We start from the raw sequence: 13,963 nt of genomic DNA, 5'->3' as shown, positions 1-13,963 counted from the left end.
GATATCGAGGGGGTTACTGTCGAGAGGTCGACACTTCATAATTTTGATGAGATCACACGTAAAGACATCCGAATCGGGGACAAGGTGATCATCCTGCGAAGCGGTGATGTTATCCCTAAAATCATCAAGGTGATCGCCTCAGAACGAAACGGAAGTGAGCAAATCATCCCTCGTCCGACGCAGTGCCCCGTGTGCGGGAGTGAACTTCTCGATGAGGGGGCGCTCATCAAATGTCAAAACATGGGGTGCGAAGCGCGTGTGGTCAACTCGATCATCTATTTCGCCTCTAAACAATGTCTTAACATCGACGGGTTAGGGGATAAAATCGTGGAAGCGCTTCACAGCTCAGGGATGGTACGAGAACTCAGTGATCTCTTTAGTCTCACGATGGAACAGCTCCTATCCTTAGAGGGGTTCAAAGAGAAAAAGAGCCGTAATCTGATCGATGCGATTGCGGCGGTCAAAGGGTGCGATTGCTGGCGTTTTATCAATGCGCTGGGGATCGAGCATATCGGCGAAGTGGCATCCAAAACGTTGTGCGGAGCATTTGGAACGGCATTTGATACGGCAAGCCGTGAAGAAATTTTGGCACTGGAGGGGTTCGGGGGAGAGATGGTTGAGTCAATCCTCGAATTCGTCCGTGTGAATAGTGAGAAAATAGAGACGCTGAGAGAGATTTTAAAACCCGTAGCACCTGTAAAAATCGAAGCTCACGAGAACCCGTTTAAGGGGAAAAGCGTTGTTATCACGGGCTCGATGTCAGTACCGCGTGATAGTATCAAAGCGATACTTGAATCATTGGGAGCCAAAGTTGCTTCATCGGTGTCGAAAAAGACCGATTATGTTGTGTACGGTGAAGATGCGGGGAGTAAATATGACAAGGCGGTAGAGTTGGGGGTAACATTGCTCACTGAGAGCGAATTTCGCTCCTTAACGTCGCTTTCCGATAGTGCTTCGTCGACGGAGCGGATCCGTGTAGAGCCGAAAAATAGTCTTTTTGATTAAATAGGCGAGGTAACCCTTTACCTTGATCCCTCCTGGGAGCAATCCGGCCCCGTATTCGCCGCCGAGTGCGATCATCACCCCTTGGTTTTTAAATCGAAACGGTTGTTTTTCTTTGCCTCGGAGGGTGCGGAGGATATTTCGAGCAACACTCTCGCCTCCACGCTCAGCGAGTTGAGCAGTAGGGGGGATAAATTTGCCGTTCTCATCGAGGGCATTGGTGATATCGCCAATGGCATAGATATTGGGATGGTTGGGGAGGTTTAGATACTCATCGACATTCAAATGCCCTTTATTGTTGGTTTCAAAGCCTAGATATTGGGTAAGAGTTGATGCACACACTCCTCCGGTAAAGATCATAAACTCGAAGCTTAGGGTTTTGCCGTTATCGAGGAGTATCTCATGCTCTCGTACTTCGCTGATGCGGTTGTTATGCCAGACGTGTACACCGAGTTTGATGAGACGCTCATACGCGCTCTCAATCAAAAACGAATCCATCCCGAAAAGGACAGATTCATACGCATCGATGAGATAAACATCCACCCCACGGCATCCGAAATTACCATTTTGATAAAAACTATTGGCATACGCCGCCATCTCTGCTGCGATCTCTACCCCAGAGAGTCCCGCTCCGCCGATGACAATGTTAAACGGTTCGACATCGCATCCGAGGCTCTGGGCTTCGATGCGGTTGAGGAGAGAGCGTTCAAACTGCTGTTTAAAGTCAAGTGCCGAGGGGATACTTTTGACCCCGTGAGTGTGTTCACGAAGCCCTTTTATGAAATCGGGAAAATAGGTTCGGCTTCCGGTCGCGATGATGAGATGATCGTAGTGAATGGTTTGCGTCGGTGTTGAAACGTTTTGTGCGGCGGTATCGATACTGTTTACTTCTGCACAGATAAACTCGACTAAACCAAAACTCTTCGTTAATGAGGGGAGATCGATCATCACGGCAGACATATCGACTTTGTTGGCGATAAAGTCATACACTTCGGCTTGCATATAGTGGTAAGGATTTTTATCAATGAGGGTGATAGTAATATGGCTGTTATGGGCGAGATGTTCCATCGCTCGGATACCACCGTACCCCCCGCCGATGATTACCACATGAACTGATTGCATTTGAATCCTTACCCTAAAACTAATCCGCAATGGTATCCTAAACAAAGTTATGTCACGATAACGTATTAAAAAATAATGGAACACAATGAGACTTGATAGTTATTTGGTAGAAAGCGGCCTCGTTGAGAGCCGGAATAAAGCGCAGCAGCTGATTAAAGAACACGCTGTTAGTGTTGATGGAAAAATCATTGATAAAGTCTCGTTTGATGTCGTTGAAACGATGGTTGTTGAGATCGCCGATACGGAGCTCTATGTAAGCCGTGCGGCGATTAAACTCAAAGGGTTTCTCCCTCATACTGAATGGAATTTGAGTACTCTTCGTGCCCTCGACATCGGCTCCTCTACGGGCGGATTTACCCAAATTCTCCTTGAAAACGATGTTGCAAGTGTCACTTGTGTCGATGTGGGGAGCGATCAGCTTCATCCTTCCTTGCGGAGCGATTCACGCGTAGTCGTCCATGAAAATACCGATATTCGCTCCTTTAGTGCTGAAATCCCTTTTGAGATTGTCACGTGCGATGTGGCATTTATCCCACTGGAGCTAATCCTCGAATCAATCGATAAACTTGCTTCCAAATATATTGTTCTCCTATTTAAACCGCAGTTTCAAGTGGGGCGTGAAGTGAAACGGGATAAAAACGGGGTGGTAAAAGACGACAAAGCCATCGGCAAAGCGATGATCCGCCTCGAAGATACGTGTGCACTGTTGGGATGGAAACTCATAGCCAAAGAGGTTGCCCATATCGCGGGTAAAGAGGGAAATCAGGAGACGTGTTATGGCTTTGTCAAAGGTTGAATCGATCGCCATCGGCGGATTTGACGGGATGCATGTTGGACATCAGCAATTGTTCAACGAGTTAGGGAAACACGGAGCGATTGTCGTCATCGAGACGGGATATGCCAACCTCACCCCAGGAGAGGAGCGTGAACACTATACCCACTACCCGATTCATTATTATTCTCTCGAAGATATTCGTCATTTAGAAGGGGAGGCTTTTGTGGCTATGTTGCGAGAGCAGTTTCCTCATCTAAAAAAAATTGTCGTTGGTTACGATTTCCATTTTGGAAAAAATCGCCGCTACTCTCATGCTAATTTAGGAGAACTCTTTGAGGGTGAGATCAAAGTAATCGATCAAGTATGTATCGAGGGAGATTCGGTACATTCTCATAAAATCCGTACCAAAATCCAAATTGGCGATCTTAGCGGAGCCAACCGCTTTTTAGGGCATAACTATTCTATTAAAGGTTCCGTGATCAAAGGGCAGGGGATCGGTAAAACCGATCTCGTTCCGACGATCAATCTCGAATGTCCGGGGTATCTCCTCCCCTATGAGGGGGTATATGCCGCACTGACTCGAATCGATGGGGAGGAACATTTTCACCCCTCCGTCGTTTTTGTCGGGCATCGTGTCACAACGGATGGAAGTTACGCAGTGGAAAGCCATATTTTAGGCGAGAGTATCCAAAGCTGTGAGAGAGCATCTATCAGTTTTGTCAAATTTTTACGCAAAAATCAGAAGTTTGAGAGCCTCGAATCGCTTAAAATAGCAATCAATGATGATATTTTAAACGCACGTCGTGAATTGATTCATCTCAGTTTATAGGAATTTAATGTCAATCAGGGTAAAATCCCGCTAATTTTTCATGCAAAGGAACGCTACTTATGGGTGAGTTGTTTACCTTCTTCGGCCTAATCAGCCACGATCATAGCTTCATTTTCCTCACACACATGCTTCTTACAGCAGCAATCGTGTTGATTATCGCGAAAATGGCTACGTCAAATCTTCGTCTTGTTCCATCAGGAACACAAAACGTTATGGAAGCTTACCTGAGCGGTGTACTCGCTATGGGTGCGGACGTTATGGGTAAAGCGGAAGCGCGTCGTTATCTTCCACTCGTTGCGACCATCGGTCTTTTCGTCGGTATCGCTAACGTTATCGGTGTAATCCCTGGTTTTGAAGCACCGAGTGCATTTTTGGATTTCACCCTAGCACTTGCTTTGGTTGTTTTCACGTACTATAACTTCGAAGGTATCCGTCGTAACGGTATCATCAGCTATTTGAAACACTTTATGGGTCCTGTATGGTGGTTGGCATGGTTGATGTTCCCGATCGAGATCGTGTCTCACATCTCTCGTATTATCTCTTTGAGCTTCCGATTATTCGGTAACGTCAAAGGTGACGACATGTTCTTGATGGTAATCTTGATGTTGGCTCCATGGTTGTTGCCGATGATTCCATTTGCATTATTGACATTTATGGCTTTCTTGCAAGCGTTCATTTTCATGATGCTCACCTACGTTTACCTCGGCGGTGCAGTTCTTCTTCACGACGACCACTAAGTCCGTATGAAGCGAAGTACGTTCGACGCACTATTAAGCTTCCTCGGAGGCGTCTCTTGGGCTTTCGTTATCGTCGGAGCCTGGGTTACCTTTCAATCTTTCGTTTTCCTTGGTATTGTTCCCGCGATTATGTTTACGTTCCTCTTTATTTTCTTGGCAGTATTTTTATTGTTAGTCTTAGAGACGATGTCTATGGCACGGGAACGAAACGATATTTTGGAAAAACAGAATGAACTCCTCGAAGAAATTCGAGATACAGTAAAAGCTACACCAACGGACACGTGAAACACTACCTTATCACGGATCCCATGTTTTACGGCACTACATCCGAGACCATCGAAGCATCACTCGATGTCGTTTATTCACACGCCCTCCCCGATTTTGCCCTTTTCAGAGACAAACAAACGGTTCATTATCGTGATCTTGCCAAAACATTTATCGCGGTGTCTCGAAGTTATCGTATCTCTCGTGTTCTATTGCATGGTGATTATCTTCTTGCACACGAATTAAAAGCCGATGGAGTGCATCTTACCTCGACACAGTTTGACGAGATAACAGACGCGAAAGCCTTAGGACTTTATGTTATTATCAGTACCCATACTTACGACGAAGCACTAAAGGCTCAGGATTTAGGTGTCGATGCGATCACTTACAGCCCTATATATGAGTCTCCAAACAAAGGAAAGCCCAAGGGTTTAGAGGATTTAAAAGAAATAGTGGCTAAAATAAGAGTACCTATTTTTGCGCTCGGCGGGATTACGACCGAGGAGCAAATAAAAGCGGTTGAGGAGTGCGGGGCATACGGTTTCGCCTCTATCCGCTATTTTATATAAACCAAGGATTTTTTCGTATGTTTGAAACCATTATCGGTTTGGAAGTTCACGTCCAGCTCAACACTCACTCTAAACTTTTTTGCTCATGTCCTACGAGTTTTAACCACACTCAAAATACCAACACCTGTCCAACGTGTTTGGCACTTCCCGGTGCGCTTCCGGTACTTAACAAAGAAGCGGTACGAAAAGCGGGGATGTTCGGTACAGCGGTAGGGGCGACGATCAACCGCACGAGTTTCTTCGACCGTAAGAGTTATTTTTATCCTGACAGCCCGAGTGCTTATCAGATCACACAACTCTATACACCGGTTGTTGAACATGGGAAACTCGTGATCGATTTCGAAGACGGAAGCCATAAAATGATCCGTATCAATCGCGCGCATATCGAAGCCGATGCGGGGAAAAATATCCATGATGGGGCTATCTCAAAAGTGGATCTAAACCGTGCGGGGACACCACTGCTCGAAATCGTATCTGAACCTGATATGCGCTCAGCCGAAGATGCGATTTTGTATCTCAAAAAGCTCCACTCTATCGTCCGTTACATCGATATCTCTGATGCGAATATGCAAGAGGGGTCATTCCGCGTTGACGTTAACGTCTCTATCCGACCTCGTGGGGATGAGAAACTCTACACCCGTGTCGAGATCAAAAACATCAACAGTTTCCGCTTTATCCAACGTGCGATTGAACTCGAAGTAGCGCGTCAACGTGAAGCGTGGGAAGACGGTGTGTATGAGAGCGAGATTGTTCAAGAGACACGATTGTTTGACCAAGTAAAACAAGAGACCCGATCGATGCGCGGTAAAGAGGAAGCGGCCGATTATCGTTATTTCCCTGAACCCGATTTGCTCAAAGTGATCGTGGATGATGCAATGTATGCCGAAGTCTGTAACATTCCGGAACTTCCCGATGCGAAAAAAGAGCGTTTCGTGAGTGAGTTCGGAATCAACGAATACAATGCGGCAGTCATTACGGCTGAGTTGGAAACAGCTCATTATTTTGAAGAGATGTTGGCGCAGGGGATCAGTGCAAAAAATGCGGTAACATGGCTCACGGTTGAACTCCAAGGGCGTTTGAGCGGTGGGATGAGCCCATCAACCTCGCCGATCAGTGCCGTGATGCTCGGAACTCTCGTCAAGCGTATCGAAGAGAGCGTCATCAGCGGTAAAGCGGCGAAAGAGGTTCTCGATTACTTAATCGAAAATGGTGGCGATATCGATGAGGCGATTGATAAACTTGGCCTTAAACAAGTGAGTGACACAGGTGCCCTCGAAGCGTTAATCGATGAAATTCTCGCCGCAAACACTGATAAAGTAGCTGAGTATAAATCAGGAAAAGATAAACTTTTCGGATTTTTTGTCGGTCAGGCGATGAAAGCGTCTAAAGGTTCAGCGAATCCGAATACTCTCAACGAAATTCTCCAAGCTAAATTAGCACAATAGATATAGCATGATCAGTCGGGGAATACTAGGAGCAGCTTTTTTTCTCCACGCATCCCCGCGCTATCGCCATATTAAAAAGTTTTTTCACAATCTTCTCGAAAACTCATCGTATCCTTATAAAAAGTTTTTTGACTACACGATGATTACACTGATTATTGTCAGTGTTTTGATTTTGATTCGGCATGTTAAACATGAGGTTAGCCCTGAGTTACTTTTTTTTAATAATTACATTATTTCGGTGATTTTTTTAGCCGAGTATTTAATTCGGTTTTGGATATACAGCGATATTTCTAAAGTGGTGATTGAACAGTATGAGCATGATCTATTTTTACAGAGACCGTTTCGTTTAGGTGAAGCATATCGCAAAATTCTTGCTAAAAAAAGTGAGTATATTTTTTCCCCTTCCGCACTGATCGATTTAATGGCAATCATGCCGTTTTTCCATGAGCTTCGAATACTACGGGTTTTCATCCTCTTTCGGGTTTTTAAACTGTTTCGATACGCTAAAAGTTTGACTCAATTTGTATCGATCCTCTCTTCTAAAAAATTTGAGATTTTGACTCTTGGATTGTTTGCAACCGTTATTATCTCGGTATCATCGATTTTGATCTATATCATGGAAGCGAATAATCCTGCATCCCCGATCAATACTCTATTTGATTCACTCTATTGGTCGGTTGTAACGATCTTTACTGTAGGATATGGGGATATGGTGCCGGTAACGACGGAGGGGCGTACAGTTGCAATGGCGATCATCGTAGCGGGGATCGCGGTTATCTCGTTTGCAACCTCTATCGTGGTATCGGCATTTACTGAAAAACTCGATGAGATCAAAGAGGATAAACTGATCGAAAACGTCTCTAAAATGGAAAGTTTTTACCTTATTTGCGGTTATTCTACCCTCTCTGAGCAGGTGGGGTGGCAGTTTAAGAAAAAAGGGGCAAAAACACTGATCCTTGATGCTGATCCTATTAAAGTAGCACAAGCTCAAAAGGAGGGGTTCATCGCATTGGCGCTGAACCCTGCATCATTGCACTCATATCATCAGTTGCAAATCGATTGGGACCGACAGATTTTAGGGACCGTTTTACTGCATGAAAGCGACGTATTGAATGTTTATACCGCGCTGACGATTAGAGAATTGAATGCAAAGGTCAAGATTCTTTCGATTCTTCATCAGCAAGAAAACCGTCGGAAGCTCTCATTGGCAGGGATTGACGAAATTGTCTATACGCAACAGTTAGTCGCTTTGATGTCTAAAGAGGTGAGCGGTCGTCCGGTTGCATTTGAAGTGATTCATGCCCTTCGTTCAGAGAATAGCGGCGTATTGATTGAAGAGATTGCTTTGGATAATATTACGAAAAATCATCTCTTTGACACGGTTGAAATGGGGTTGTTCCAACGCCGTTTGATGTTTTTGGGAATTTACAAAACACTGCAACGGAAATTTCTTTTTAATCCGTCTCAATCAATTCGTATTGATGCGGGGGATGTAGCGATTGTGATCGGGACACAAGCGTTGATCGATGAATTTAAAACACTTCTGCACAAACATGCCAAAGGGAAACGATGAAATACAGTGGAGCGATTGTTTTTGGTTTTAATGAATACGCTAAACAAATCGCACTGCAAATTGTAGACGATTACGAAAAATTTGCCGTTTTCGTCAAAAATGAGTCGGAATATAGTGCAGCCAAAGAGGCTGAATTTGCGGTAGAACTATTTGATTTAAGTGAAAATTGGGATAGTTTAAAGCGATTCGATCTTAACTCTCTCATTGTTTTTTGTGCCTTGGAAGATGATGCTGAGAATGTTTTTTTAACCATTTCGCTGCGATCGATTTTTTGGGAGATGCCTATTATCGCGTTGGCGAGCGATTATGAGAGTTCGGCTAAACTCAAAAGTGCCGGGGCGAACAAAGTGATGCCAAAGCTTCAAATTACGGCAAATGTTATTACCGAAATGTTCGAAAAACCGACTGTAACCGAAGTTCTTCATGATATTCTTTATGAAGAATCGTCTCTTAAAATAGCCCAAATAACGGTTCCGCATACCTCGAATTTCGTAGGTAAACATTTACATGATATTGACTTTTCAAAAAAGTATGACGTTTTGGTATTGGCGATTGTGGATCATGCTTTGTCGGCGACTTTCAGTTTTACAGCGAAAGGGCATAATCATCACATCGATCCTGAAGACATATTGGTCGTTGTCGGTTATGATGAGAAAATTGAAGCTTTTAAATCGGTCATTGAGGGAGTGTCATGAAACGTGTCGGAGTGATTGGCGCAGGTAAATGGGGTGAAGCTCTCGCTTTTGCTTTGAGTGAAAAAAACGAAGTAATTATCACTTCTCGTACTGTGCGTGAATGGCCGAATTTTAAATCACTCTCTGAAGTGCTGGCGTGTGAGTATCTCATTATCACGGTTCCGGCACAGCAAATCGGAAAATGGCTGAAAGAAAATTTCATCTTCAGCGGACAAAAGGTTCTTGTTGCGGCAAAAGGGATCGAAGCTTCTAGCGGGAAATTTTTAAATGAAATCTATGCGCAGTATGTTCCCGACGAAAATCTCTGTTTTCTCTCCGGACCATCGTTTGCAGCTGAAGTGATCCAATCTCTTCCGACGGCATTGGTTATTAACTCTGTCTCAGATGCTAGCGCAAAAGAGTTTGCGGCACTTTTTCCGAGGTTTATCCGCACGTATGTGAGTGATGATGTGATTGGTGCGGAGATTACGGGGGCGTATAAGAATGTTATAGCCATCGCGGCGGGGATATGTGAGGGGCTAGGTCTAGGTCATAACGCGGCGGCGAGTGTGATCGCACGCGGACTGGTGGAGATGCAGCGCTTTGGAAAAGCGTATGGCGCTAAGGATGAGAGTTTTTTGGGGCTTAGTGGAGCGGGAGATTTGTTTTTAACCGCCAGCTCTTCTATGTCACGTAATTATCGGGTGGGTCTTGGTTTAGCGAGTGGAAAAAGCAAAGAGGCAGTATGTGAAGAGATCGGCGAAGTGAGTGAAGGGATCGGGACGGCGTATGCGTTGCATGAAATTGCGATGGCACGAGGTGTATATCTCCCGATTGCGGCAGAAGTGTACGCAATACTTGAGGGAAAATCACCGCAACAAAGTTTGCGCGATTTGATTGAGCGCTGATGGATACACGTAAGCAATCAAAAAAATTATGGATCGCTTTGGGGATCGCATCGAGTGTATTTTTTCTCTCGATGCTACTGCTAACCTTTACTCAAGCCGCTTTGATTGCGTCGATTGTGTTATTGGTTGCGTTATGGAGCAACGAAGCATTACCGATGGCGGTTGTCTCATTGTTACCGATTATACTGTTTCCGGCTTTTGGGATAACCGATACGAAAACAACGGCACTTAATTACGCCAATCCTATCGTCTATCTCTTTTTCGGTGGATTTTTACTCGCGATAGCGGTCGAAAAAAGCGGGTTACACCGATGGATGGCACATCATTTGTTAGGGTTGTTTCCTAAAACAGCTAAAGGGGTGATTTTTGCATTGGCATTCACCGCAGCAGCGTTAAGTTCACTCCTTTCGAACACCACAACAACGTTATTGTTGATGTCGATGGGACTTTTTCTCTCTACCATCCCTGCCGTACAGATGCGCTATCTTCTTGCAATCGCCTATGGAGCAAGTATAGGGGGGATTATGACACCTGTGGGAACGGCCCCTAATCTGATATTATTAGGTATTTTAGGGGAGCATTCTCTTCCGCAAATTCCGTTTGTTCAGTGGGTGATCATGGTCGCTCCGTTGGCATTGGTGATGTTGGCGATGATGGGTTGGATTTTAGGAATCGGCTTGGGAGATGAGCCTTCTCATGCGAGCGAGTCTCATCCTCCTCTCACCTTTGCGCAGAAAAAAGTACTCTTTTTGCTCGGGACACTGATGGCCGTGTTGCTTGTCAATGCTCCGATTAAACCCTATTGGAATGGTTTAGGGTTAGCGGAAGAGGGGGTAATGCTTACTTTTGGTCTGCTATTATTTTTACCGCAGTTTGATTTACTCGATTGGATGGAAGATAAAGGTAAAATCCCGTTTCGAATTATGTTTTTGTTTGGAGCAGGTTTCGCAATCGCTAAAGCGTTTTCAGATACGGGATTGGCGGACGCGACCGCGCAGAGTTTGGGAGTCTTAGGGACATTGGCTCCGTGGATGATTTTGTTGGCAATTGCGACGATGATTACCTTTACGACGGAGATTACTTCCAATACGGCACTGATCTCGGTTATGCTTCCGGTGATTTACGCTTTTTCGATTCAAAATCATTTTGATCCGCTTCTTTTTATGATGGTAGCGACGATTTGTGCGAGTTACGCGTTTATGCTGCCGATTGCCACCCCTCCTAATGCCATTGTGATGTCCAGTGGGGTGATAAGCATCGGTACAATGGCACGCTATGGGTTGGTTTTAAACGTTATAGGGATTGTTTTAATTGTCCTTTTTGCCCATTTTTATTGGAAAAATTTACTTTAAAAGGTGATAGATGTTAGTGCATATTGTGATGTTTCAGTTTAAAGAGGAGAATAAAGAGGTGAATTTGGAGCGGGTGAAAGAGATGCTCGAAGTGTTGCCTTCTCAAATCGATACTTTGCGCTCTATGGAAGTGGGGATTGATATTAGCCGAAGTGAACGTTCATTTGATCTCGTACTGGTGTCAACTTTTGACGATCAAGAGGGGTTAAATGTGTATGCTCCGCATCCGGCGCATCAAGCAGTAGTCAGTGTAATCAAAGAGGTAACGACCCTCTCTAAAGTCGTTGATTACATACAATAAGGAAATTCGTGAACGAAACATCAGTTATCAATGAAAAAATCACAGATGACAATCAATCTGAACCATTTTTTAAAAAATATAAAATTCATTTATCGGTTGCGGCCGCAGTGTTGGTAGTCGGAGTCAGTGCATTTGCTCACTACAAAAATGAGCGGGTAAAAGAAGAATTGGTAAAATCACTGAGCGAATATCAAGAGAGCCTTGTCCTGATGGGCGGTGAGCTGAAATACGACGCAATAGAGTGCAGCGGCATCCTCACAACTGATTGTGAAATTAGCGCATTGAAATTCTCGATAATGGGTCAAGAACAACTCTCTATAGGGTCACTCCGTTTAGGTGATGTGGCGTCATTGGCTGAGTTGAAAGCATTTTCAAAAGGGGAGAATGTTAATACCTCTATCGATATCGAAGCGGATGCGGTAGCGCTCCCTAAACCGATCATCGGACAAATGATCGCCCAAAATGTCAGCAATGCATTCCAACAAAGTACCCTCAGTAAACTCAGCTCGATCAACCTTGTATTCAAAGGTGAAATCGAAGGGACACAAATGCATTTAAAGCATCTCGAAATCGATCAGTTTAGAATTGACAACCCTATTATGCCGTTGGAATTTTCAATGAGCGCACGTGAGGTTTCGAGCACAGCTCCCGATTCGATGATTTTAGAAAAGTTTTCCCTTGGGATTGAAAATCGTGCTATCTCGGACATTACGTATGAGTCGGTGAAAAGTTTTGTCGACACTCTCCAAGACGAAGAGAAAGCAATTTTTCTAAAAGAGTTTTCACTTACTCCATCGGATATGAAGGAGCGTAAAAAAGCATCAACAGCTATTAATAACGCAATTGCAAAACGGTTTGAAGCAGATTTATCAACAACCCCAGGAATGGTTGAAAAAGAGCTGATTGGAGCAATGATCAAAATGCTCAAAGGGGAAACCGAGACGATTGTTTTAGAAGGTAAAAACAAGAACGATCTAACGATGATTCAAATACAAGATGCATTGCAACAATCTTCTGCAATGGCTATACCAGAAGCTGAAAAATATATGGCTGATAAGTTTAAAATCGAGGTTGAAGTCGATTAAGGGTTAGGAATCGGGTAACCGATTGCATACCATGGAAGTAGATTATCTCAGATCCGATTTTATTGTTCAGGTTATTTTTGCTTTCTTGATTGACGTTCTTCATTGAGCATGGCGCTTAATGTGTCAACAACCTCTTTACTCGCAGCCTCTGCCTTCTTGAAATAGGTCATAATATTTGCTGATTCTTGAGAACAGGTATTGGTTTTAACACACTGAATCGCCGCTAAAATATTTTCATGCACCGCTTTATGGGGTGATGTAAGCTTTCCAAAACTTGGTGTTGATCCAAAAATTTCTGCACCTTTGCCACCTTCTGCCCATTTACCCAAACGGCAGTGATGATGATCTACGAATTCACCTTCAAGTTTGAGACTAAAAACACTTTTGTACCCTTTGGCTTTAAAGAGTAGGTGGTCGAGTTTTACTAGAACCATAAAGACAGAATAGAGAACATTGGTAGAGTCGTTATCAATAGTTTCGGTTCGTAGTCCGAGATCAGTTAAAGTTGTGTGGAAGAGCTCTAGCTTTTTACTCGAAAGGGAAGAAATCTCCTCCATGGCACTTGAGCGTTCATAGATTTCTACGGCATTTTGTTTAAGGCTTTGGACGCTCATCGCTACTTCGGTAGTCGCTTTTTGCGTCCTCTCGGCAAGTTTTCTTACTTCATCAGCAACGACGGCAAATCCCCGCCCGTGCTCACCCGCCCGTGCTGCTTCGATTGCGGCATTTAAGGCTAAAAGATTGGTTTGATCGGATATATCTTTGATGAGGTTGATCACAGAACTAATCGAACTTACACTCTCATTAAGAGAAGAGACCGAATCATAGTTTTGGGTAATGTTGACGACAAGTTTCTGCTGGGTTTGTATTAGTTCTCTAATTTCTAGATTAATTTCCGTAGTATTAGCACAGTTGTTTTTGCTTAAATCTTCTATCTCTTCTAAATGTTTGACGTTTTCTGCGAGATCATTTTGCAATTTTGAGAGGTCATTTTGACATGCGTTTGTCAAATTGTCCGTTAAGTGATGGATGAGTTCTGACATTTTAGCTTGAGAACTCAATTGTTCATTGTGACGTGTTAAGCGTATGACTTCCTCTTTGAGGGAAAGATTTTCTTCTTCTATCTTTGTTATTCTCTCTTTAAATTGTAAAAGCTGATCTTCGCAATTATGATTTCTAAAAAACATTTAGTAAACTCCTGAATAAAATAGTACACTAAAAACCAGTTTGGTCTGTGTAATTGCTATACTTATCAATAATTGTAATAAATGTAGGTGTTGAAAAGGTTTCGTTAAACTTGTTTTGGGTTAAAATAAGCAAAATTAAT

The 13,963-nt window shown here is 43.7% G+C and carries 15 protein-coding genes; 13 read left to right on the top strand and 2 right to left on the bottom strand.

All coding sequences use genetic code 11. From position 1 onward, the window contains the following. Positions 1 to 1,005, top strand: a 1,005-nt coding sequence (locus PHR02_RS06890) for a BRCT domain-containing protein (RefSeq protein ID WP_299990518.1), incomplete at its 5' end; no start/stop codon positions are given. Here PHR02_RS06890 and PHR02_RS06885 read toward each other — a convergent pair. After that, positions 931 to 2,124, bottom strand: coding sequence for an FAD-dependent oxidoreductase (locus PHR02_RS06885; RefSeq protein WP_299990517.1), 1,194 nt, complete (start codon positions 2,122 to 2,124; stop codon positions 931 to 933). The genes PHR02_RS06890 and PHR02_RS06885 overlap by 75 nt on opposite strands. 85 nt (positions 2,125 to 2,209) lie before the next feature. Between PHR02_RS06885 and PHR02_RS06880 the strand changes: the two genes are divergently transcribed. From PHR02_RS06880 to PHR02_RS06825, 12 genes are read left to right on the top strand one after another with little or no spacing between them, the layout of a single operon-like run. Then, positions 2,210 to 2,920: a TlyA family RNA methyltransferase gene (locus PHR02_RS06880; RefSeq protein ID WP_299990516.1), complete on the top strand. Its 711-nt coding sequence runs from the start codon at positions 2,210 to 2,212 to the stop codon at positions 2,918 to 2,920. Next, entirely contained in the window at positions 2,901 to 3,728 is an 828-nt protein-coding gene (locus tag PHR02_RS06875) for a bifunctional riboflavin kinase/FAD synthetase (RefSeq protein ID WP_299990515.1), read from the top strand. Before PHR02_RS06880 ends, PHR02_RS06875 begins: the two co-directional genes overlap by 20 nt. 59 nt (positions 3,729 to 3,787) lie before the next feature. Then, positions 3,788 to 4,465, top strand: coding sequence for a F0F1 ATP synthase subunit A (locus tag PHR02_RS06870; RefSeq protein ID WP_299990514.1), 678 nt, complete (start codon positions 3,788 to 3,790; stop codon positions 4,463 to 4,465). Positions 4,466 to 4,471: 6 nt separating this feature from the next. Next, positions 4,472 to 4,750: a hypothetical protein gene (locus PHR02_RS06865; RefSeq protein WP_299990513.1), complete on the top strand. Its 279-nt coding sequence runs from the start codon at positions 4,472 to 4,474 to the stop codon at positions 4,748 to 4,750. Next, positions 4,747 to 5,298 (top strand): thiamine phosphate synthase, encoded by a 552-nt coding sequence (locus tag PHR02_RS06860; protein ID WP_299990512.1) that lies wholly within the window; start codon positions 4,747 to 4,749, stop codon positions 5,296 to 5,298. Before PHR02_RS06865 ends, PHR02_RS06860 begins: the two co-directional genes overlap by 4 nt. Positions 5,299 to 5,315: 17 nt before the next feature. After that, positions 5,316 to 6,743: an Asp-tRNA(Asn)/Glu-tRNA(Gln) amidotransferase subunit GatB gene (gene gatB / locus PHR02_RS06855; RefSeq protein WP_299990511.1), complete on the top strand. Its 1,428-nt coding sequence runs from the start codon at positions 5,316 to 5,318 to the stop codon at positions 6,741 to 6,743. 7 nt (positions 6,744 to 6,750) lie between these two features. Further along, the gene (locus PHR02_RS06850; protein WP_299990510.1) at positions 6,751 to 8,316 is read left to right on the top strand and encodes an ion transporter; all 1,566 of its coding nucleotides are present in this window, start codon (positions 6,751 to 6,753) and stop codon (positions 8,314 to 8,316) included. Next, a complete protein-coding gene (locus tag PHR02_RS06845; protein ID WP_299990509.1) occupies positions 8,313 to 9,011 on the top strand; it encodes an NAD-binding protein in 699 nt (232 codons plus the stop codon). The genes PHR02_RS06850 and PHR02_RS06845 overlap by 4 nt, the downstream gene beginning before the upstream one ends. Further along, entirely contained in the window at positions 9,008 to 9,898 is an 891-nt protein-coding gene (locus PHR02_RS06840; protein ID WP_299990508.1) for an NAD(P)H-dependent glycerol-3-phosphate dehydrogenase, read from the top strand. The genes PHR02_RS06845 and PHR02_RS06840 overlap by 4 nt, the downstream gene beginning before the upstream one ends. Continuing rightward, entirely contained in the window at positions 9,898 to 11,250 is a 1,353-nt protein-coding gene (locus PHR02_RS06835) for an SLC13 family permease (protein ID WP_299990507.1), read from the top strand. The genes PHR02_RS06840 and PHR02_RS06835 overlap by 1 nt, the downstream gene beginning before the upstream one ends. Before the next feature lie 10 nt (positions 11,251 to 11,260). After that, complete coding sequence (locus PHR02_RS06830) at positions 11,261 to 11,551, top strand: Dabb family protein (RefSeq protein WP_299990505.1); 291 nt, start codon at positions 11,261 to 11,263, stop codon at positions 11,549 to 11,551. Between the two features lie 8 nt (positions 11,552 to 11,559). Further along, on the top strand, positions 11,560 to 12,636 hold the full coding sequence (locus PHR02_RS06825) for a hypothetical protein (RefSeq protein ID WP_299990503.1): 1,077 nt from the start codon (positions 11,560 to 11,562) through the stop codon (positions 12,634 to 12,636). A gap of 71 nt (positions 12,637 to 12,707) precedes the next feature. On the opposite strand, the gene PHR02_RS06820 is transcribed toward PHR02_RS06825, so the two are convergent. Next, positions 12,708 to 13,823 (bottom strand): methyl-accepting chemotaxis protein, encoded by a 1,116-nt coding sequence (locus PHR02_RS06820; RefSeq protein WP_299990502.1) that lies wholly within the window; start codon positions 13,821 to 13,823, stop codon positions 12,708 to 12,710. Between the last annotated feature and the right edge of the window lie 140 nt (positions 13,824 to 13,963).

This window comes from Sulfuricurvum sp. (assembly GCF_028688295.1).
Taxonomy (GTDB): domain Bacteria; phylum Campylobacterota; class Campylobacteria; order Campylobacterales; family Sulfurimonadaceae; genus Sulfuricurvum.
The sequence above is the reverse complement of the archived record's forward strand: the minus strand, read 5'-3'. Positions and strand labels throughout refer to the sequence as shown.